6 protein-coding genes (1 of these 6 only partly in view) are annotated in these 24,105 nt (G+C 53.3%); 4 read left to right on the forward strand and 2 right to left on the reverse strand.

Going from position 1 to position 24,105, the window contains the following annotated elements; translation table 11 throughout:
* The 3 genes from XDD1_RS10520 to panP all read left to right on the forward strand — a co-directional run.
* Nucleotides 1-3,728 carry the 3' portion of a non-ribosomal peptide synthetase gene (locus XDD1_RS10520; protein ID WP_045970997.1) on the forward strand. The gene continues 2,992 nt to the left of window position 1, outside the view, so only the last 3,728 of its 6,720 coding nucleotides appear in the window; the start codon falls outside the window, past its left edge; the stop codon is at nt 3,726-3,728.
* On the forward strand, nt 3,725-18,607 hold the full coding sequence (locus tag XDD1_RS10525; protein WP_045970999.1) for a non-ribosomal peptide synthetase: 14,883 nt from the start codon (nt 3,725-3,727) through the stop codon (nt 18,605-18,607). The genes XDD1_RS10520 and XDD1_RS10525 overlap by 4 nt, the downstream gene beginning before the upstream one ends.
* Nucleotides 18,608-18,681: 74 nt before the next feature.
* The gene (panP, locus tag XDD1_RS10530; protein ID WP_231854388.1) at nt 18,682-20,295 is read left to right on the forward strand and encodes a pyridoxal-dependent aspartate 1-decarboxylase PanP; all 1,614 of its coding nucleotides are present in this window, start codon (nt 18,682-18,684) and stop codon (nt 20,293-20,295) included.
* A 91-nt stretch (nt 20,296-20,386) separates the two neighbouring features.
* Here the strand turns inward: panP and sfnG are convergent, their stop codons facing one another.
* Nucleotides 20,387-21,469, reverse strand: coding sequence for a dimethylsulfone monooxygenase SfnG (gene sfnG, locus XDD1_RS10535; RefSeq protein ID WP_045971003.1), 1,083 nt, complete (start codon nt 21,467-21,469; stop codon nt 20,387-20,389).
* A 437-nt stretch (nt 21,470-21,906) separates the two neighbouring features.
* Here sfnG and XDD1_RS10540 point away from each other — a divergent pair, with 437 nt between their 5' ends.
* Nucleotides 21,907-23,016 (forward strand): S-(hydroxymethyl)glutathione dehydrogenase/class III alcohol dehydrogenase, encoded by a 1,110-nt coding sequence (locus XDD1_RS10540; protein ID WP_045971005.1) that lies wholly within the window; start codon nt 21,907-21,909, stop codon nt 23,014-23,016.
* A gap of 128 nt (nt 23,017-23,144) precedes the next feature.
* On the opposite strand, the gene XDD1_RS10545 is transcribed toward XDD1_RS10540, so the two are convergent.
* Nucleotides 23,145-23,957 (reverse strand): hypothetical protein, encoded by an 813-nt coding sequence (locus tag XDD1_RS10545; RefSeq protein WP_045971007.1) that lies wholly within the window; start codon nt 23,955-23,957, stop codon nt 23,145-23,147.
* Nucleotides 23,958-24,105 lie beyond the last annotated feature (148 nt).

The raw sequence follows: 24,105 nt of genomic DNA on the forward strand, positions 1-24,105 counted from the left end.
CGCTGACGCCGAATGGCAAACTGGACCGTCAGGCCCTGCCTGCGCCTGATTCGTCTGCGATGGTGGTACGTGGCTATGAATCCCCGGTGGGTGAAACAGAAATTGCGCTGGCCCAGATTTGGCAAAACTTGCTGGGGCTGGAACACGTCAGTCGCTATGACCATTTTTTTGAGCTGGGCGGGCATTCGTTGATGATCGTCAGCTTGATCGAGGAGTTACGTCGTATCGGCTGGAAGCTTGATGTGCGCAGTGTCTTCGCCGTTCCTGTCCTCGCCGATATGGCACAGACGCTTCAGCGTGATAACAGTTCCTTTGTGGTGCCGCCCAATCTTATTCCTGACGGTTGCACGGCTATTACGCCCGCTATGTTGCCACTGGTTTCGTTATCCCAAGCCAAGATTGATGCGATTACCGAGACCGTTTCCGGTGGAGCGGGTAATGTACAGGATATCTATCCACTCTCACCGTTGCAGGAAGGTATCCTGTTTCATCACCTGATGCAGGCACAGGGTGATATCTATCTGTTACAGAGCCTGATTGCTTTCGATTCCCGTGAGCGTCTCGATAGCTTTTTGGATGCCTTGCAGCAGGTGATTAACCGCCATGATATCTTGCGCACGTCGGTTTACTGGCAGGGAGTGGAACAACCGGTTCAGGTGGTTTGGCGTCAGGCACGGCTGAATATTCATGTTTTTACTCCGGCCACAACGGACGATGTGCCGTCCCAGCTAAAAGCACATACTGATCCGCACCGGCATCGCCTTGACTTGATCCATGCCCCCTTGTTTGCGGCGGATATTGCCTACGATACCGCACAGGATGAATGGCTGTTGGCACTGCGTTTCCATCATCTGGTCAGTGACCATATGACACTGGAGCTGATTTTTGCGGAAATAGCTTTGATATTACAGGGTCAGAAAACGCTGCCCACCGCACTGCCTTATCGCAACTTTATTGCCCAGACCCTGAACGTATCAGCGACAGAGCACGAGGACTATTTCCGCACCCGACTCGCTGATATTGACGAACCTACCGCGCCGTTTGGGGTTCTCTCCATCCCCGATAACAAATCATCAAATAATGAAATACCAAGCGATGATAACGCCATTGCCGCAGACCATCTTTCTGTTGCGTCTGAGTTGGCGCAGGCCATTCGCGCCCAAGCCCGACGCCTGAAAGTCAGCCCCAGTGTCCTGTTTCATGTCGCGTGGGCACAGGTATTGGCCAAGACCTGCGGTCGTGATGATGTCGTCTTTGGTTCCGTACTGCTGGGCCGCCTGCAAGGCGGGGCGGGTGCCGATCAGATACTGGGCATGTTTATCAATACCCTGCCAATGCGCGTTTCTTTGGCGGGTCACAGTGTACAGGCTGTTGTACAAGCCACCTATCATGACTTAATGACACTGCTGGAACATGAACAGACACCGTTGGCACTGGCGCAAGGCTGTAGTGGTATAGATAGTGGTGTGGCGCAATCCCTGCCACTGTTTAGTACCTTGCTCAATTACCGTCATTCTCAAGCCAATGATGAGGACGCAAATACCGTCTGGTCGGGTATGCGTGTTATCACCGCGCAGGAACGCACCAACTATCCCATTACGCTATCGGTGGACGATTTGGGCGAGGGTTTTAATCTGACCGCCCATACGGTGGCCAATATTGATCCGGCTCGTGTCACCCATTATCTTCTGACAGCGATAAGGGGTTTGATTGATGCGTTAGTGCACAATCCGCAACAACTGATTCTGGATCTGCCGATCCTGCCGGCGGCAGAGCGGCAACAATTGCTGGTGGAGTTCAACGCCACGCAGGCCGATTTCCCGCAAGACGCGCTGATCCACCAACGAGTTGAAGCGCAGGCCGCACAACGTCCTGACGCCACGGCGCTGGTCTTTGAGGAACAAATCCTCAGTTATGGCGAACTGAATCGCCGGGCCAATCAATTGGCGCATCACCTGATTGCACTCGGTGTCCGCCCGGATGATCGGGTGGCGATTTGTGCCGAACGCAGTCCGGAACTGATCATCGGTTTACTCGCTATCCTGAAAGCCGGCGGGGCTTACCTGCCGCTCGACCCGGCCTATCCCGCCGAGCGGCTGGCGTATATGCTTGAAGATGCCACGCCGGTGGCCTTGCTGACTCAGGCCGCCCACCGCGACACACTGCCCGGCACCCTGCCAACGGTGTTACTGGATCATCTCCTTGATGACCAAAACCCGCTGTTAGCGACACAACCGACGGACACTCCTGATGTGCAAGCCTTGGGGCTGACCTCCCGCCATCTGGCCTATGTAATCTACACCTCCGGTTCCACCGGCCAACCGAAAGGCGTGATGGTTGAGCACCGCAATGTCCTGCGTTTGCTGATCAATAATGGCTTCGCCAATATCGGCCCGGATGACTGCATTGCCCATTGCGCCAATACCTCATTTGATGCCGCCACCTGGGAAGTGTGGTCCGGCTTGGTTCATGGCGCCCGTATTCTGTTAATCCCAGAGAAAACCTTGCTGCAACCCGCCACTTTTGGTCACTGCCTGTCAGCACAAGGTGTGAGTGCCCTGTTCCTCACCTCCGCCCTCTTCAACCACTATGCCCATTTGATTGGGCCTTCACTGGCGGGATTGCGCTATGTCCTGTTCGGGGGGGAGCAGACTGACACCCGTCCCGCTATTCATCTGCGCGCTGAATCTCCTCCGCAATCTTTGTTGCATGTGTATGGGCCAACGGAAACCACCACCTTCGCCACCGCCTATCTCATCCCTGAAATGGAAGATAAAGACGTCCACCCAGAAATTCCCATTGGCCGCCCGATCGCCAATACCCAGATCTATATTCTGGATAAACACGGCCAGCCGGTGCCCCTCGGCGTGGCCGGTGAAATTTATATTGGCGGTGCCGGTGTCGCCCGTGGTTATCTCAATCGCCCAGAACTGACAGCGGAACGTTTTCGCCGTGATCCGTTCTCTGCCGATCCCAATGCCCGGATGTACAAGACCGGCGACCTCGGCCGCTGGCGGCCCGATGGCAATATCGACTACCTCGGCCGCAATGATTTTCAGGTCAAGCTGCGTGGCTTCCGCATTGAATTGGGAGAAATTGAGGCAAGGCTGATGCAGTGCGATGGCGTGCGTGAGGCAGTGGTGCTGGCGCGTGAAGATGAGCCAGATCAAAAACGGCTGGTGGCCTACCTGTTGCCGCGGGAGGGTTGTGAACTGATCCCGGTGGAGCTACGTCAGCAACTCACCCAACACCTTGCCGACTATATGCTGCCCAGCGCCTTTATGGTACTGGATGCCTTCCCGCTGACACCCAATGGCAAACTCGACCGCCGGGCACTGCCTGCCCCTGACGCATCGGCGGTGGCAATCCATCACTATGAGGCGCCAAACAGTGAGGAAGAAATGATTCTGGCCCAAATCTGGCAGGAGGTGCTGGGATTAGAGCAAGTGGGTCGCCATGACCACTTTTTTGAACTTGGGGGGCATTCACTGATGCTTATGCAGTTATCAACGCGCATTCAAGACGAATTCTGGGTCGATATTCCCATCTCTTCGCTGTTTCTCTCCCCTCAATTAACGCAACAGGCGGAGATTATCTTTGCAGCGCAAATGGAGGCGATAGGGAAAAACGAGTTTGACTCGCTCCAAAACACGCTGGATTCAATGTCCACAGAAGAATTAATGACGATTTTAGGCGAAGAAAATACCCGCAGAGGAAGTAATCAATGACAAGGTCTGACATCAATCCCGATAATCTGAAACGAGCTGCTTTAAAAAAGAAAATTAAAGCGCAATTACAGGCACAAAAGTACCAGAAGCGGCCGCCCATCAAACCGGCAGCCCGTGATAAGCCTCTGCCATTATCTTTCGCTCAACAACGTTTGTGGTTCCTTAACCAACTTGATCCGGCTGCGGGTCTGGCCTACCACATGCAGGCAGGGCTACGCCTGACCGGTCACCTTGACCGTGATGCCCTGAATAACACGCTCAATCGCCTGACCGAGCGCCACGAAAATCTGCGTACCCGTTTTATACTGATTGAGGGACAACCTTGCCAACAGATTGATCCTGCCGATATCGGCTTTGCCCTCTCTTATCAAGACCTGCGCTCGCTGGAGACAGAACAGCACGCTACCCGCATTGCGGCAGTGACTGAGCTTGAGGCTCAGACGCCTTTCGATTTGACTCAGGGGCCGCTGATCCGCGGCCAATTGCTGCAACTGGAAGATGAAGAGCATATCCTGCTGATCACTCAGCATCACATCATTTCTGATGGCTGGTCTATTGGTGTATTGGTGCACGAATTGGAGGCACTCTATCGCGCCGAATTGGATAACACGGATGCGCTGCTCCCGCCACTCCCCATTCAGTACGCTGACTATACTGTCTGGCAGCGTAACTGGTTACAGGGAGAAATGCTTACCCAACAGCGCGATTTCTGGCATGCCCAACTCGAAGGTGCCCCAGCCCTGCTGACACTCCCCACGGATCGACCTCGTCCGGCGGTACAAACTTATGCAGGGAACCGATTATCTGTTCAGTTTGATACTGACTTACTGGCATCACTTAAATCGATTGGACAACGCCATAACACGACGCTGTTTATGGTTGTACTGACCGCCTGGAGTATTGTCCTCGCCCGGCTGAGTGGTCAGGAGGAGGTGGTTATTGGCACCCCTGTCGCCAATCGTCCGCACAAAGAACTGGAAGGGTTGATGGGATTTTTCGTCAATACCCTGGCCTTGCGCGTCACCCTGAGTGATAACCTCAGCATTGCAGACCTGTTGGACCAAGTCCGTGAACGGGCGCTGGCGGCTTATGCCCATCAAGATTATCCCTTTGAGCAAGTGGTGGAAACGCTCCAGCCTGAGCGTAGTTTAAGCCACAGCCCGATCTTTCAGGTGATGCTGGCACTCAATAACATCCCTGCCAAGACGTTCACGTTACCGGATCTGCAACTCGCCCCGATTGAACTGATACGTCACAGTGCCCACTTCGATATGACATTATCGCTGACCGAAACCGAAGCGGGTTTATTGGGGGAACTGGAGTATGCACTTGATCTGTTTGACGCCGCAACTATTGAACGGATGATGGGCTATTTGCACCAAGTACTGGCCGCGATGGTAGACGATGCAACCCAACCCGTTGCCCGTCTGCCCCTGTTATCGGCGGCAGAACGCCGGCAAATCCTCACGGACTTTAACGCCACACAGGCCGATTTCCCGCAAAATGCGTTGATCCACCAGCGAGTTGAAGCGCAGGCGGCACAACGTCCTGATGCCACGGCGCTGGTCTTTGAAGCGCAAACCCTCAGCTATGGTGAGCTGAATCGCCGGGCCAATCAATTGGCGCATCACCTGATTGCGCTCGGTGTCCGCCCGGATGATCGGGTGGCGATTTGTGCCGAACGCAGCCTGGAACTGATCGTCGGTTTGCTCGCTATCCTGAAAGCCGGCGGGGCTTATCTGCCGCTCGATCCTACCTACCCCGCCGAGCGGCTGGCGTATATGCTGGAAGATGCCACGCCGGTGGCCTTGCTGACTCAGGCCGCCCACCGCGACACACTGCCCGGCACCCTGCCAACGGTGTTACTGGACCATCTTCTTGATGACCAAGACCCGCTGTTAGCGGCACAACTGGCGACACAACCGGCGGATAATCCTGATGCACAGAGCTTGGGGCTGACTAGCCGTCATCTGGCTTATGTGATCTACACCTCCGGTTCCACCGGCCAACCAAAAGGCGTGATGGTCGAACACCGCAATGTGCTGCGTTTGCTGATCAATAATGGCTTTGCCGATATCGGCCCGGATGACTGTCTTGCCCACTGCGCCAATATCTCCTTTGACGCTGCCACCTGGGAAGTGTGGTCCGGCTTGGTTCATGGTGCCCGTATTCTGTTAATCCCCGAAAAAGTTTTGCTGCAAGCCGCCGAATTTGGTCGCAGTTTGTCAGCGCAAGGCGTGAGTGCCCTGTTCCTCACCTCCGCCCTCTTCAACCACTATGCCCATTTGATTGGGCCTTCACTGGCGGGATTGCGCTATGTCCTGTTCGGGGGGGAGCAGACTGACACCCGTCCCGCGATTCATCTGCGCGCCGAATCTCCTCCGCAATCTTTGCTGCATGTGTATGGGCCAACGGAAACCACTACCTTCGCCACCGCCTATCTCATCCCTGAAATGGAAGATAAAGATGGCCGCCCAGAAATCCCCATTGGCCGCCCGATCGCCAATACCCAGATCTATATTCTGGATAAACACGGCCAGCCGGTTCCCATTGGGGTCAGTGGTGAAATTTATATTGGCGGAGCCGGCGTCGCCCGTGGTTATCTCAATCGCCCAGAACTGACAGCGGAACGTTTTCACCGTGATCCATTCTCTGCTGCTCCCGCTGCGCGGATGTACAAAACCGGCGACCTCGGCCGCTGGCGGCCCGACGGTAATATCGACTACCTCGGCCGCAATGATTTTCAGGTGAAATTACGCGGCTTCCGTATTGAACTGGGCGAAATAGAAGCCCGGCTGATGCAGTGCCACGGGGTACACGAAGCGGTCGTGCTGGCGCGCGAAGATGCGTCAGGACAAAAACAGTTGGTGGCTTACCTGCGGCCTCAGAAGGGCGTTGAACTTCTGCCGGCAGAACTGCGCCGGCAACTTGCCCAGCACCTTGCGGACTATATGCTGCCCGGTGCCTTTGTGATACTGGACACTTTCCCGCTGACCCCCAACGGCAAACTTAACCGGCAGGCACTGCCGGCCCCTGACGCTTCGGCAGTGGTCACCCGCCACTATGAAGCCCCGGTGGGGGATGTGGAAATCGCCCTGGCTCAGATCTGGCAAGATTTACTGGGGCTGGAACACGTCGGTCGCCATGACCACTTCTTCGAACTCGGCGGGCACTCACTGTTGATCGTCAGCCTGATGGAGCGACTGAACAAGCTGGGCTGGCGACTGGAGGTGCGCAGCGTATTCGATGCCCCGGTTCTGCAAGCGCTGGCGCAAACCCTGTCAACCGCCCAGAATGCGCCCCAGATTTTCGAGGTGCCTGCTAACCTTATTCCCGCCGGTTGCACGGCAATCACTCCCGACATGTTGCCGTTGGTGTCGCTCTCCCAAACCGAGATCGACACCCTGACGGCGGCGATCCCCGGCGGCGTCAGCAATGTGCAGGATATTTATCCACTCGCGCCGTTGCAGGAAGGGATTTTCTTCCACCATCTATTGCAAACCCAGGGGGACGATTATCTGCTGCGCTGTTTGCTCGCTTTTGACTGCCGTGAACGGCTCAATGCCTTTTTGGCCGCCCTGCAACACATTATCGACCGCCATGATATTTTGCGCACGTCTGTCCACTGGCAGGGCTTATCCCAGCCCGTTCAGGTGGTCTGGCGTCAAGCAACCTTGCCCGTTAATGTCTTTACCTCCGCCCAAGACACCGAAGAAGACGTTGTAGACCAACTGCGGGCCGCCACTGATCCCCGCCAGCACCGTCTCGACCTGCGGCAGGCCCCGTTGTTTGCCGCCGATATCGCCCACGATCCGCTGCGCAATGACTGGCTGCTGGCCTTGCGTTTTCACCATCTGGTCAGTGACCATCTGACACTGGAGCTGATTTTCGCTGAAATGGCTCAGGTATTGCAGGGCCATGCCGAAACCCTGCCGGCCGCCCTGCCGTACCGTAACTTTGTTGCCCAAACGTTAAGTGTGCCCGCCACTGCACATGAAGCCTATTTCCGTCGCCAACTGGCCGATATTGAGGAACCCACCGCTCCCTTTGGGTTGCTTGAGGTTCCCCGCCACGACGATACTGTCAGCGAAAAAAATCAGTTGCTTGAGCCTGCGCTGGCAAACGCCGTTCGCGTTCAGGCGCGCCGATCGGGGGTCAGCCCCAGCGTGCTGTTCCATGTCGCCTGGGCGCAGGTTCTGGCACAAACCAGTGGCCGTGATGATGTGGTTTTTGGTTCGGTCTTACTGGGGCGCCTGCAAAGGGTCACGGGTGCCGACAGAATATTGGGCATGTTTATCAATACCCTGCCGATACGGATTGCGCTGGCTGATTTGAGCGTGCAGGCCGTGGTACAGGCCACCTATCAAAATCTGACTGCCCTGCTGGAACACGAGCAGGCACCGCTGGCACTGGCCCAACAGTGCAGCGGCGTGCCCACCGCCCTGCCTCTGTTCACTGCCCTGCTGAACTACCGCCACAGTCATGTCAGTGAGGCAGATGCCGAGGAGGATGAAATTTGGCGCGGGATGCGCCTCCTAACGGCAGAAGAGCGCACCTCCTTCCCCATCACCCTGTCGGTGGATGATATGGGCGTGGATTTTCGGCTGACCGCCCAAACCGTAACGGGCACCGATCCCGCCCGCATTATCCGTTACCTTGTCACCGCCCTGCATGGCCTGATTGAGGCACTGAGCCAGCATCCGCAGCAACCGATTCTGCCACTGTCGGTACTCCCCGCCGCCGAACGCCGGCAAATCCTCACGGACTTTAACGCCACACAGGCCGATTTCCCGCAGAATGCGTTGATCCACCAGCGAGTTGAAGCGCAGGCGGCACAACATCCTGACGCCACGGCACTGATCTTTGAGGAACAAACCTTCAGCTATGGCGAACTGAATCGCCGTGCCAATCAATTGGCGCATCACCTGATTGCACTGGGAGTCCGGCCGGATGATCGGGTAGCGATTTGCGCTGAACGCAGTCCGGAACTGATCATCGGTTTGCTCGCTATCCTGAAAGCCGGCGGGGCTTACCTGCCGCTCGACCCGGCCTATCCCGCCGAGCGGCTGGCGTATATGCTGGAAGATGCCACGCCGGTGGCCTTGCTGACTCAAGCCGCCCACCGCGACACACTGTCCGGCACCCTGCCAACGGTGTTACTGGATCATCTTCTTGATGACCAAGACCCACTGTTAGCGGCACAACTGGCGACACAACCGGCGGATAATCCTGATGCACAGAGCTTGGGGCTGACTAGCCGTCATTTGGCCTATGTAATCTACACCTCCGGCTCCACCGGCCAACCGAAAGGCGTGATGGTCGAACACCGCAATGTGCTGCGTTTGCTGATCAATAATGGTTTTGCCGATATCGGCCCGGATGACTGTCTTGCCCACTGCGCCAATATCTCCTTTGATGCCGCCACCTGGGAAGTGTGGTCCGGCTTGGTTCATGGCGCCCGTATTCTGTTAATCCCCGAAAAAGCGTTGCTGCAAGCCGCCGAATTTGGTCGCAGTTTGTCAGCGCAAGGAGTGAGTGCCCTGTTCCTCACCTCCGCCCTCTTCAACCACTATGCCCATTTGATTGGGCCTTCACTGGCGGGATTGCGTTATGTCCTGTTCGGGGGGGAGCAGACTGACACCCGTCCTGCTATTCATCTGCGCGCCGAATCTCCTCCGCAATCTTTGTTACATGTGTATGGGCCAACGGAAACCACCACCTTCGCCACTGCCTATCTCATCCCTGAAATGGAAGATAAAGATGGCCGCCCAGAAATCCCCATTGGCCGCCCGATCGCCAATACCCAGATCTATATTCTGGATAAACACGGCCAGCCGGTGCCCCTCGGCGTGGCCGGTGAAATCTATATTGGCGGTGCCGGCGTCGCCCGTGGTTATCTCAATCGCCCAGAACTGACATCGGAACGTTTTCGCCGTGATCCGTTCTCTGCCGATCCCGATGCCCGGATGTACAAGACCGGCGACCTCGGCCGCTGGCGGCCCGATGGCAATATCGAGTACCTCGGCCGCAATGATTTTCAGGTGAAATTACGCGGTTTCCGCATTGAACTGGGCGAAATCGAGGCCCGGCTGATGCAGTGCCACGGGGTACACGAAGCGGTCGTTCTCGTTCGTGAAGACACGACCGGGCAAAAACAGTTGGTGGCTTACCTGCGGCCTCAGGAGGGCGTTGAACTCCTGCCGGCAGAACTGCGCCGGCAGCTTGCCCAGCACCTCGCGGATTACATGCTGCCCGGTGCCTTTGTTATGCTGGATGCTTTCCCGCTGACCCCCAACGGCAAACTCGACCGTCAGGCGCTGCCGGCGCCTGACGGTTCGGCGGTGGTCACCCGCCACTATGAAGCCCCGGTCGGAGACGTGGAAATCGCCTTAGCCCAGATCTGGCAAGACTTGCTGGGAGTGGAACACGTCAGCCGCCATGACCATTTCTTTGAGCTTGGCGGGCACTCCCTGATGATCGTCAGCCTGATGGAGCGACTGAACAAGCTGGGCTGGCGGCTGGAGGTGCGCAGCGTGTTCGATGCCCCGACCCTGCGGGCGCTGGCACAAACCCTGTCGGCAGACCAACGCGCTTTAAAGGCTTTCGAGGTGCCTGCTAACCTTATCCCTGCCGGCTGCACGGCGATCACCCCCGCAATGTTGCCGCTGGTGTCGCTCTCCCAAGCTGAGATCGACACCCTGACGGCGGCGATCCCCGGTGGTGCCGGCAATGTGCAGGATATCTACCCGCTCGCCCCGTTGCAGGAAGGCATTTTCTTTCACCATTTATTGCAAACTCAGGGGGACGATTATCTGCTGCGCAGTCTGTTCACCTTTGACAGCCGGGCACGGCTCGATGCCTTTTTGGCCGCCCTGCAACAGGTTATCGACCGCCATGATATTTTGCGCACCTCCATTTATTGGCAGGGCCTGCCCCACCCGGTTCAGGTGGTCTGGCGTCAGGCAACCTTGCCCGTTAATGTCTTTACACCCGCCCCAGACACCGAAGAAGACGTTATAACCCAACTGCGTGCCGCCACTGATCCCCGCCGGCACCGTCTTGATCTGCGGCTGGCCCCGTTGTTTGCCACCGATATTGCCTACGATCCGCAGCACAATCAGTGGCTGCTGGTCTTGCGTTTTCACCATCTGGTCAGTGACCATATGGCCATGGAGCTGATTTTCGCAGAGATGGCGCAAATCTTGCTGGGCAAAGCTGAAACCCTGCCGGCAGCCCTGCCGTACCGTAACTTTGTTGCCCAAACGTTAAGTGTGCCCGCCGCTGAACACGAAGCTTATTTCCGTCGCCAACTGGCTGATATTGAGGAACCCACCGCCCCCTTTGGGCTGCTTGAGATGACCAGCAACAAGGGTGTTATCAATGAAGAAACCCTGTTGCTTGATCCCGCGCTGGCAAACACCATTCGCACCCAAGCCCGCCGCCTGGGCGTCAGCTCCGGTGTACTGTTTCATGTCACCTGGGCGCAGGTACTGGCGAAAATCAGTGGTCACGACGATGTCGTCTTTGGCACTGTCTTACTGGGGCGTTTGCAGGGAGTCTCTGGCGCTGACAGGATATTGGGCATGTTTATCAATACCCTGCCGATACGGATCACGCTGGCCGGCCTGAGCGTGCAAGCCGCAGTACAGGCCACCTATCAAAACCTGACCACGCTGCTGGAACATGAGCAGGCACCGCTGGCGCTGGCCCAACGATGCAGCGGCGTGGCGGCTCCCTTGCCCCTGTTCAGTACCCTGTTGAACTACCGTCACAGTCATATCAATGAGACAAACGCGGAGGCCGTGGATGATGAGATTTGGCGCGGGATACGCCTTCTGACAGCAGAAGAGCGCACCAACTTCCCCATCACGCTGGCGGTGGATGATCTGGGCGCCGCAGGTTTCCAGCTCACCGCCCAGACCATAGCGGGGGTCGATCCCGCCCGCATTACCCGTTACCTTGTCACTGCCCTGCATGGCCTGATTGAGGCCCTGATCCAGCATCCGCAGCAACCGATTCTGCAAGTGCCGGTTATCCCCGCCGCAGAACACCAGCAATTGCTGGTGGACTTTAACGCCACGCAGGCGAATTTCCCGCAAGATGCGCTGATCCACCGACTGTTTGAAACGCAAGCGGCACAACGTCCTGATGCCACGGCGCTGATCTTTGAGGAACAAACCCTCAGCTATGGCAAACTGAATCGTCGTGCCAATCAATTGGCGCATCATCTGATTGCGCTCGGTATCCAACCGGATGACCGGGTGGCGATTTGTGCCGAACGCAGTCTGGAGATGATGGTGGGCTTGCTGGCGATTTTGAAGGCCGGCGGGGCCTATGTGCCGCTCGATCCGGCTTATCCGGCCGAGCGGCTGGATTATATGCTGGCGGATGCCGCGCCGGTTGTGTTACTCACCCAGACGGGCCTGCTGGAAAACCTGGGCAGCCATCTGCCTACTGTGGTGCTTGATGATCCGTCATCCCCTCTCTTTGATGAAAAACGGGAAAACAATCCTGATGTTCAGGCGCTGGGGCTGACGTCACAGCATTTGGCCTATGTGATCTACACCTCCGGTTCTACCGGACGACCCAAAGGGGTGATGGTGGCGCACCGGAATGTCATCAATCTTTATGCGGGATTAAACCCCGTACTCGCCCTCACGCCACCGTGCCGCGTGGCCATGAATGCCAGTATTGTCTTCGATGCCTCGGTGAGCAGTTGGTTCCAGTTGCTTGCCGGCCATACTCTGGTGCTTGTCCCGGAAGCCCTGCGTACCGATGGCTTGGCGCTCTGGCACTATTTTGCCCGCTATGCCGTGGATCTGTTTGACTGCACCCCGGTTCAATTGCAATGGCTGCTGGACGCCGGTTTAGGCACCTCCGCCGGGTATCAACCCCAGCGGGTACTGATCGGGGGTGACACTATTCCGCCCCTGATCTGGTCCAGACTGCAACAGATAGAAACCACCCGCTTCATCAATGTGTACGGGCCAACAGAATGTACGGTGGATGCCAGTTTCTGCCCGGTAGACGTATCCCTGCCGCAGCCCAGTATCGGCCGCCCGATCGCCAATACCCGGATTTATATCCTGGATAGCCACGGCCAGCCCGTGCCCCTCGGTGTGGCCGGTGAAATTTATATTGGCGGTGCCGGCGTGGCGCGAGGTTACCTCAATCAGCCGGAGCTGACGGCAGAACGCTTCCTCATCGATCCCTTCTCGTCAGACCTGAACGCCCGCATGTATAAAACCGGCGACCTCGGCCGCTGGCTGCCCGACGGCACGATTGAGTACCTTGGCCGCAATGATTTTCAGGTCAAGCTGCGCGGTTTCCGCATAGAACTGGGTGAAATCGAGGCCCAACTGATGCAGTGCCACGGCGTGCGCGAGGCCGTCGTTCTCGCCCGCGAAGACGCGACAGGGCAAAAACAGTTGGTCGCTTATTTGCGTCCACAGGAGGGCGTTGAACTGCTGCCGGCCGAACTGCGCCGGCAACTTGCCCAACATCTGGCTGACTATATGCTGCCCAGCGCCTTTGTGATGCTGGATGCTTTCCCATTGACCCCCAACGGTAAACTCGACCGGCAGGCGCTGCCGGCCCCTGACGGGTCAGCGGTGATCACCCGTCAGTATGAAGCCCCAGTGGGAGACGTAGAAATTGCTCTGGCACAAATCTGGCAAAACCTACTGGGGCTGGAGCAGGTCGGCCGCCATGACCACTTCTTTGAACTTGGCGGGCATTCGCTGTTGATCGTCAGCCTGATGGAACGGCTGCATAAGCTGGGCTGGCGGCTGGAAGTGCGCAGCGTATTCGATGCCCCGATCCTGCGGGAATTGGCGCAAACCCTGTCAACAGACCCGCACGCGTTACCGGCTTTCGAGGCCCCCGCCAATCTTATTCCCGCCGATTGCACGGTGATTACTCCCGGTATGTTGCCGCTGGTATCACTCTCCCAATCCGAGATTGATGCCCTGACGGCGGCGATCCCCGGCGGTGCCGACAATGTGCAGGATATCTACCCGCTCGCCCCGTTGCAGGAAGGGATTTTCTTCCACCACCTATTGCAAACCGAAGGGGACAATTATCTGCTGCGCTGTCTGCTCACCTTTGATCACCGTGAACGGCTCAATGCCTTTTTGGCCGCCCTGCAACAGGTTATCGACCGCCATGATATTTTACGCACGTCCGTCCATTTGCAGGGCCTGCCCCAGCCCGTTCAGGTAGTCTGGCGTCAGGCAACCTTGCCCGTTAATATCTTTACCCCTGCCCCAGAAACCAAAGAAGACGTTATAGCCCAATTGCGGGCAGCCACCGATCCCCGCCGGCACCGCCTCGACCTGGGGCAGGCCCCGTTGTTTGCCGCCGATATTGCCCACGATCCGCGACACAATCAATGGCTGCTGGCCTTACGTTTGCATCATCTGATCAGTGACCATATAACACTGGAGCTAATTTTTGCTGAAATGGCGCAAATCTTGCTGGGCAAGGCTGAAACCCTGCCGACTGCCCTGCAATACCGTAACTTTGTTGCTCAAACCTTGCGTGTACCTGCCGCTGAGCACGAAACCTATTTCCGGCAATTACTGGGCGATGTGGAAGAGCCTACTTTGCCGTTTGCATTACGTGATGTACAAGGGAACGACCGCGATGAATATGATGAAATCGTAGAAGATATCTTCATGCTGGATGATGAACTGGCACAACAGATCCGCGATTGTGCCCGTCAGCAGGGCATCAGTTCAGCGGTTCTGTTCCATTTGGCTTGGGCACAAGTGTTGGCGCGATGCTACGGCCGTGATGATGTGATCTTCGGTACCGTTTTATTGGGTCGGCTACAAAGTGGTCTGGGAGCTTCCCAAATGCTCGGAATGTTTATCAATACCCTGCCCGTCCGCGTTAAGTTACAGGGACGTAATGTTAAACAGGCGGTACAGGAAACCTACCAATTGTTAAGTGAATTGCTGGATCATGAACAGATCCCACTGGCAATTGCCCAGCGTTGCAGTGGGGTTCAGGCACCATTGCCACTGTTTAACAGTCTGCTGAATTTCCGCTATAGCCCGCAAGGAGATGAACAAGTCGCCTCAATGACTTGGGAAGGCATTCAGGTGTTAGGAAGCGAGGAGCGCAGCAATTATCCCTTATCACTGGATGTGGATGATTTTGATAATGGATTCAGATTGACGACGCAATGCAGCCAGAAAGTCAATCCGGTACGGATTAATGCTTATGTCAACCGGGCGTTAAAAGGCATTGTAGCCGCACTGCAACATAATCCTGAGCAACCCATCCAAACTATCGATATTCTGCCCTTGGCAGAGCGCACGCAATTACTGGCAACATTTAATGATACTACTGTCAAACTTCCGCAAGATGTCTTGATCCACCAATTGTTCGAACAGCAGGCAGCACGGACACCGGATGCCACCGCGCTGATCTTTGGCGGGAGCGAACTGAGTTACGCGGAACTGAACCGCCATGCCAACCAACTGGCACATCAGCTCATTGCGTCCGGTGTACGCCCCGACGATCGTATCGCTATCTGTGCTGATCGCAGTCTGGTGATGATTATCGGCATCTATGGCATCCTGAAAGCGGGTGCGGGTTATGTTCCCCTTGATCCTGAATACCCCGTTGGGCGTTTGGCTTATCAATTGTCAGATAGTCAGCCAGTCTTGTTGCTGACTCAGCAACACTTACAGGGGATTTTGCCAACTCTGGATATTCCCGTCTGGTTGCTGGACGATGAATCCCACCGAAATAAGGTGGCAAAACAGCCGGATCATAATCCTGATGCCCGCCAGATCGGGCTTAAGCCCCATCATCTGGCCTATATTATTTATACTTCCGGCTCGACGGGGCAGCCCAAAGGCGTGATGCTGGAACACCGCAATGTGGTGAATTTTATCCATGCCCAACAGCAGACCAGCCATCCTCAATTAGGTGATTGCATTTTGCAATTTGCCACCATCGCGTTTGATACCTCGGTATCGGATATTTTCCCGACGCTGGCATCCGGTGCGACGTTGGTTCTGCGCCCGGCGCATATCCGTGTGCCGGATAAGGCATTTGTTGATCTGTTAAATACACAGAAGATCACCATCATGGATATGCCCACCGCTTTCTGGCATCAATGGGTAGAAGAGATACTGGCGGGACGCTGTGGTTTCGGGAAATATCTGCACACGGTTATTGTCGGCGGTGAGAAGGCGGAACTGCGCCATTGGCAGAGCTGGCAATCGATGCCGGCAACGCAATCCTGCCGCTGGATTAACTCCTATGGCCCGACAGAAACCACGGTTATCGCCACAACATTGACTTTGGATAACTCATCCACCTTGGATAACTCATCGATATCGGCTGACAAGCACGCCTGGGCGAGCACCGGTAATATTCCGCTCGGCCGTCCATTACCCAACACTCGGATTTACATTCTGGATAGCCGCGGCCAGCCTGTGCCCCTCGGTGTGGCGGGTGAAATCCATATTGGCGGGGCGGGAGTGGCGCGTGGTTACCTCAACCGGCCGGAACTGACGGCGGAACGCTTCCTCGCCGATCCCTTCTCTCCGGAAGCCGGTGCCCGCATGTATAAAACCGGTGATCTTGGTCGCTGGCTGCCCGACGGCACGATTGAATACCTCGGCCGCAATGATTTTCAGGTCAAGCTGCGCGGCTTCCGCATTGAACTCGGTGAAATCGAAGCCCAACTGATGCAGTGCTCCGGCGTGCGCGAGGCGGTTGTGCTGGCGCGTGAAGATGCAACAGGGCAAAAGCAGTTGGTCGCTTACCTGCGGCCACAGGAGAACGTTGAACTCCTGCCGGTGGAACTGCGTCAACAGCTTGCCCAGTCTCTGGCTGATTATATGCTGCCCAGTGCGTTTGTCATGCTGGATGCTTTCCCGCTGACCCCCAACGGCAAACTGAACCGGCAGGCGTTGCCGGCGCCTGATGGATCGGCGGTGGTCACCCGCCGCTATGAAGCCCCGGAAGGGGAAGTAGAAACCGCCCTGACCCGGATCTGGCAAGACTTGCTGGGAGTGGAAAAAGTCGGCCGTAATGATCACTTCTTTGAACTAGGTGGCCACTCACTGCTCGCGGTACAGTTGTTGAACCGTATGCGTGAACAAGGGATGGAGGTCGCACTGACCACTTTGTTCGCCCATCCGACCTTGAGTGATCTCGCCTTGGCGGTAAAAGAATATGTTGCCATGCCAGCATCCCCATTTGATGCAAATCCGGTACCGTTAAGTCCGGCAGGTGCTTTGCGCCCTTTATTTTTCGTCCATGAAACTTCCGGTGACCCATTGGTTTACTCGCCACTGGCGGCTTTACTGCCGCCTGAGCTGCCCGTCTACGCATTGCAGGCGCTTGGCATCCACACGCTGGCGCATCCTCCGGCGTCAATTGAAGCGCTGGCGGCCTGTCATATTCAGGCGATCCGCCGCGTCCAGCCACACGGGCCTTATCGTCTGGCCGGATGGTCAATAGGCGGGGTGATCGCCTATGAAATCGCGCAACAATTAACGGCCGATAGTGAGACGGTAGAGTTTATCGGCATGATTGATTCTTATCATCATACCGATAACGACAATCATGGATCGTCAATAACCCCCCGCCAATCTGTCGATCAGGAAACAACACAAGTTAAGTTAATCATTGACTCACTGCGTATTGAAAAGAGTATTGACGATGAACAGACGTTAAACGAGCTACACCAACTCAGTACGTTAGAGCACCTTGTTGATTACTTCATTAAACACCAATGGTTGCCGGCCGATATCACACGTGAAGATATTCTCCTCCGTCTCTATACCACTGGGATAATGACGCAGCTTGATCAGGCGTATGTGGCAAAAAAATCATCCTTAGCTATCCATCTCTATACCGCAGATGAGTTAGTCAATGGCGATGTTTGGCGCGGTTGGCATGACATCGTTGGTCATGATTCAGTGCTTCATCCTATTGGTGGCACGCATTTATCCATCATGCACCCGCCTTTGCTAAACCAGATCGCAGATTCCATCAGCGAAAACTTACAGGCAGTCCCTGCTTTCGACCCGTGCGTTATCATTCAACAGGGATCGCCATCGCTGGCACCGCTATTTTGCCTGCCGGGTGCGGGTGCCAGCCCGTCCAGTTTGCTTGAACTGGCGCTCTCGTTCCCCCAACAACTCCCGATATATGCTTTGCAGGCACGCGGGTTTACGGCTGAGCACAACTTCCCTTACTCCAGCGTGGAAGGGGCTGCCCGTGCCTATATCCAACATCTCCGGCACATCCAGCCTCATGGCCCTTATCACCTGCTCGGTCACTCTTTCGGTGGCTGGATAGCCTTTGAGCTGGCGTTGCAATTGCAGGCGGAGGGGGAACAGGTCGCTACGCTCATCCTGATTGATACGGATGGGCCTGACCAGCAAGCGGGGGATTTCAAATCCACCAACCGCACTGAGACACTGATGGAGTTGATCGAGATTTATAACCTGATATTAGAAAGACCGCTTGCGCTGACCCGATCTGATCTCGATGACTTGACGCCGGATGAACAGATTCAGCATCTGCATAATGCCTTGGTGAAAGCCGGTCTCTTTCCGGCAAAAACGCCGATATCACTGTTGCAAGGCATTGTTCGCGTGATGCAGGCTAATCTGAACACGTGCTATATCCCCCGTACCCGCTATGCGGGGCGGGTTCATCTGATCAATGCCGAGAAAGGCGCTTTGGCTGAAAGGAGAATGCGCGAAACCCGGTGGGCGCTTCACGTAGCTGAACTCAATACGAGGCGGGTGCCCGGCAATCATATGACCATGTTGTCCGACCCACAGGTCGGGCAGTGGATAGCCCAATTATGGCAAGAATTAGATTGCCTGCGTAATCCAAAGTAACGTGATTATCTCTCCGCATTGCGGGGGGATAATCAATGTATCCTGAAGTGCGACGAGTGTATATGAGTGAAAAAATGAGTGAAAAGCAAGAATGGCAGGCGCTGCTCGACCAGTTTATTTCCCATGCCGGTGAAGAAGGACTATTTGAACTGGAAACAAACATTGCAGATGACCCTGTCACTTATTGTCGCCGTGAGTTAGGCCATCCCATAGGCGAACTGACAGAACTTGAAAAGGTATTCGTTTCGGTGGATATCCCGGAATTTCCGCTTAATGTCGATAGCTATGCCCGGTATTTGAGCGAGGATATCCTTAATCACGTTGTGCCCGTGTCATCACCCGCCTTTGTGGGTCACATGACATCGGCGCTTCCCAAGCATCTGCCTGCACTCGGCAAGGTATTGACAGCACTGAACCAAAACTTGGTCAAACTGGAAACCTCGCATATTTTAACGGCGCTGGAACGCCAAGTGCTGGGTATGATGCACAAATTGGTCTATCACCGTGATGAAGATTTCTACCAGCAGTGGCTTCATAACGGTGAGCACGCACTGGCTACCTTCTGTTCCGGTGGAACGCTGGCTAATTTAACCGCGATGTGGGCGTGTCGAAACCAGCTCATGCCCGCCGATGGCGATTTTGCCGGTCTCGCACGTGAAGGGCTGGCCAGGGGATTACTGCATTATGGCTATCGTGGTTTAGCCATTCTGGTCTCTGAACAGGGACACTATTCGCTGAAAAAAACCGTGGATGTGCTCGGATTAGGACAAGATGCCTTGGTAAAGGTTGAGACTGACCGAGAGGGACGGATCTGCATTGATGCCTTGCTTGCACAATTGCAGACACTGCGCCAACGCAATATCAAGCCTATGGCTATCGTCGGGATAGCCGGTTCCACCGAAACCGGTGCTATCGATCCCCTGAACAGGCTGGCAGATATCGCAGAACAGGAGCAGTGTTATTTCCATGTTGATGCCGCCTGGGGCGGTGCCAGCCTGATGTCAGAACGCTATCGGCATTTATTCGCCGGCATCGAACGTGCCGATACGGTAACGATTGATGCCCATAAGCAAATGTATGTGCCAATGGGTTCAGGCATGGTGCTGTTCCGTCAGCCTACCCTGACCAACGCGATTGCCCAACATGCCAATTATATTGTGCGCAAGGGGTCGAAAGATCTGGGACGCCATACGTTGGAGGGGTCACGCAGCGCCATGTCGCTGATGCTGCACAGTAACTTTTATTTATTGGGCCGGCGAGGATTAGCCAGCCTGATAGAGGCAAGTATCGAAAAAGCGCAGCAATTTGCCGATCTGATCCATCAGCAGGAGGATTTCGAGCTAATCAGTGAACCTCAGCTTTGCCTGCTGACGTATCGGTATGTGCCGCCAACGGTATTATCGGCACTACGGGAAGGTTCGGCGTCGGTCAGGCAGCAACTGCATGAATTACTTAATGCGCTTAACCAAAGTATTCAGACCAGCCAGTGGACGGCGGGAAAATCTTTTGTTTCGCGCACGCACCTTAAACCCGTGCAATGGGATCGACAACCGACAACCGTTTTGCGTGTTGTGCTGGCTAATCCACTGACCACCCTGGAAATACTGGAAAATATGCTTGAAGAGCAGCGTCAGTTAGCACGGCAAAGCCCCTTCTGGCAAACGCTACAGGATTTAGTCGGCGATTAATTGAAATGACCCAATAGATTTCAAGTTTTCACCGCATGGTAAATTGGAATCTATTGGGTTTTTTATGAGTGGCAAACCATCGGTGCATTATTTAATCCGTTTTTTGCTCCAATTCCCGCACAAGTGGGATCACATTTTTACCAAAATACGCCAGCTCTTCCTGCATATGCAAAAATCCGAGTAACATCAAATTTACACCGACTTTCTTATATTCAATAATGCGTTGGGCAATTTGTAATGGCGTACCAATCAGGTTAGTTTTAAAGCCATCATTATATTGCACAAGATCTTCAAACGTGGATTTTGCCCAATTCCCCTCTTTTTCCGGCGAGGCATTTCCCGCATTTTGGACTTCATGATGAAAACTTTTTACCGCTTCAAGGTCACTGTGATCCAAAATATCCTGTAATACTGAGCGAGCTTCCTTTTCACTATCACGGGCAATGGCAAAACCATTAACGCCTATTTTTACCTGATGATGATTCAATAACGCCTTAGCGCTGATATCTTCGATCTGTTTCTGAATATTTTCCACGCTGCCGCCGTTGGTGAAATACCAATCGGAAACACGTGCGGCCATGTCTCTGGCAGCCCTGGAACTTCCTCCTTGAAAAATCTCCGGTCGTGGCGTAAGTGGTTTAGGGTTTAAGGTATAATCATGGAAACGATAAAAATCACCCGAAAAACTGAAAGCGGGTTGTGACCAGATCCCTTGCAAACAACGGATAAACTCTTCAGAACGTAAATAACGTTCTTCATGATCCAACCACGGTTCACCAATCGCTTTAAATTCACCGCGGAACCAGCCACTCACAATATTAACCGCAATGCGGGCACCATAAAGCTGACTGATTGTGGCTATCTGTTTGGCAGCCAATACCGGTTTCCAAGGCCCCGGTAAAAGGGCGGCAATGATTTTCAATTTACTGGTGACTGACAGCAGATCTTGCGAAAAGGTCATCGATTCATGCTGGTTTTCAGCACCATAGCCAGCCGTAAATCGAATTTGGGTCAATGCGTAGTCAAAACCACCATTTTCGGCAATTTGAGCCAGCTTGCGGTTATAAGTGTGATCCCAGCTAGTGCGTTGCGGAATTTTACTTATCACCAATCCGCCGGAAACATTAGGCACCCAATAAGCAAATTTAATGGGTTGAGAATTGAATGCTGCCATTAAACCTCCATTTGAAATCAGAATATATCACTACATATATAACTACACAGTTGGAACATTTATCATTTCCTTTGATTTCATAGATTGATTCAACATGAGTTAATCAATGAGCCATCTTATTGATAGCACCCAATAAAATCTATTGGTTATTATTTAATTTTAAATAATTTACATAAGGTACTATTTATGGTCTAAAGTTAATGAATAAGCCTGTCGTTAGGGTATTGTCGTTAGAACAATGGTGATGAGGTAATGGGAATAGTTATGTGAGGAAATATACAGTCTGTCCAATCTTATTAAGATTGAATTGATTTTATGGACAGATAACGTGCAGATAAATAGACGTGCCAGCGTATTCTGATAGTGTAATTGCTTGAACGAACAATTTAGCATCCACTTTTTATTTCAACGTGTGTTAACAAAAAGAGGGATATTCTATGAAATCACGTGCTGCCGTTGCCTTTGAACCCAACAAACCACTCGAAATTGTCGAAATTGATGTTGCTCCACCCAAAGCGGGTGAAGTCATGGTAAAAATCAGCCATACCGGTGTCTGCCATACCGATGCCTTTACCCTTGCCGGCGGCGATCCTGAGGGAATATTCCCGGTTGTTTTGGGGCATGAAGGCGTCGGTGTCGTCGTTGAAGTAGGTGACGGTGTCACAAGTGTAAAACCGGGTGATCATGTCATTCCATTATATACGGCGGAGTGTGGCCAATGTGAGTTCTGTCAGTCTGGCAAAACTAACCTTTGTATCGCAGTCCGTGATACTCAAGGTCAAGGCCTTATGCCGGATGGCACCACCCGCTTTTCTTACCATGGACAGCCTGTTCATCATTACTCAGGATGTTCCACATTCAGTGAATACACTGTCGTCGCAGAAGTCTCACTGGCAAAAATAAATCCAGCCGCAAACCATGAACACGTTTGTCTGTTGGGCTGTGGTGTCACGACGGGTATCGGTGCCGTGCACAATACCGCCAAAGTGCAACCGGGGGATTCTGTTGCCGTTTTCGGGTTAGGGGGGATTGGGCTTGCTGTTGTCCAAGGCGCCCGCCAGGCAAAAGCGGGACGCATTATCGCCATTGATACGAATCCCGCTAAATTCGAACTCGCCAGACAATTTGGCGCGACGGATTGCATCAACCCTAATGACCATGACCAACCGATTCAACAGGTCATTCTGGCGATGACAAAATGGGGCGTTGATCATACTTTCGAGTGTATTGGTAATGTTAATGTCATGCGTGCCGCGCTTGAAAGCGCACACCGGGGCTGGGGGCAATCAATTATCATTGGTGTTGCCGGCGCAGGACAAGAGATCTGCACTCGTCCATTCCAGATTATTACCGGACGGACATGGAAAGGCACGGCTTTTGGCGGCGTAAAAGGACGCAGCCAGTTGCCGGGGATGGTCGAAAAAGCCATGCAGGGTGAAATTGAACTCGCTCCTTTCATTACCCACAGGATGCCGCTGGAAAACATTAATGAGGCTTTCGAACTCATGCTTGAAGGTAAATCGATTCGGACGGTTATTCACTATTGATTAACTCTCTGGCGTTGGCAGAAAACCGTGTTGCAAGCCAACACGGTTTCCGTCACTAAAATTGCCGGATGGCTTTTTACTGATTCAGCGATATCAATTTTTCTTGATAGAGGGGAGTAAGAAATCCCCTATTTTCCTTTATTATTAATACATTGTAACTTATAATGTCCATTTATTTTACACCATTTATCATTCATAGCAGGTTCTAATATCATTAGATCATTGTTTGTTTTTAAAAATCCCATATCAAAATAAGCTGTTTCAGCCCCAGATAATGCTTCAAGTTGTAACCTTCCCTCTTTTCCTAAATCAACTGATTCATTTACAGCAAATTCCATTAATAAATACCCACAATTTCTAATCAAGTAATGCATTGCAAAATTAACAACCGTGGGAATATCTTTCTTTGTAGAAAAATGTAATATCCCTATGGGATGAGTGAAATAGTAAGCAATAAAGAACTTATCCTTGTCATCAAAATAATTAATTGATTGCTTTATGAATTTGAATATCGTTTTTGAGTTTTGATATCTACAAAAATTTCTCTTTATTTCTTCTTTAGTTTCCATTTCTATTTCTGTTAATACATTTTTACGTTGTTCTGACATCAACCCATGACTTTTTAATATATTACTCAAATTAGGTTTACCAAAACCGGAAGCTTCCCCAGTATTTCTTTTTTTCTTTTCATTTTCCCAATTATCCTTAAAAAAATCATACGCTAATTGTTCTTCATCCATTCTACGCAATATTGCGCCTACAGCGTAAGATGCTTCTTGAGCATTTCCTTTCTTGATATGTATAAACCTTCTGAGATCTCTGAGATCTCTGAGTTCAGCATCAATGAGTCTCATATCCAAAGTGGACTTAGTCTGTCGTAAAGATTTTGATAAAAAATCATTATGGTTGTTAATACTAAAAGATTTTGTTCTGTATATCATGGTTAAATTCCCCTAAATCATAAGATAGATAAATGTCCTTACCGATAGTGACGGAGAATTAGGCTCTAAGAGATTAATCAAACCACCCAATTCGGATTTTCGAAGGTTCGTTTATGAAGTAGAGTGACTGATTTTGTTATTTTAATCT

It is taken from the genome of Xenorhabdus doucetiae, from assembly GCF_000968195.1.
Classification (GTDB): domain Bacteria; phylum Pseudomonadota; class Gammaproteobacteria; order Enterobacterales; family Enterobacteriaceae; genus Xenorhabdus; species Xenorhabdus doucetiae.

What these genes read in the sequence shown, in the direction of transcription:
- XDD1_RS10525 (WP_045970999.1), top strand. Translation starts at nt 3,725, where the DNA reads ATGACAAGGTCTGACATCAATCCCGATAATCTGAAACGAGCTGCTTTA.
- panP (WP_231854388.1), top strand. Translation starts at nt 18,682, where the DNA reads ATGAGTGAAAAGCAAGAATGGCAGGCGCTGCTCGACCAGTTTATTTCC.
- sfnG (WP_045971003.1), bottom strand. Translation starts at nt 21,469, where the DNA reads ATGGCAGCATTCAATTCTCAACCCATTAAATTTGCTTATTGGGTGCCT.
- XDD1_RS10540 (WP_045971005.1), top strand. Translation starts at nt 21,907, where the DNA reads ATGAAATCACGTGCTGCCGTTGCCTTTGAACCCAACAAACCACTCGAA.
- XDD1_RS10545 (WP_045971007.1), bottom strand. Translation starts at nt 23,957, where the DNA reads ATGATATACAGAACAAAATCTTTTAGTATTAACAACCATAATGATTTT.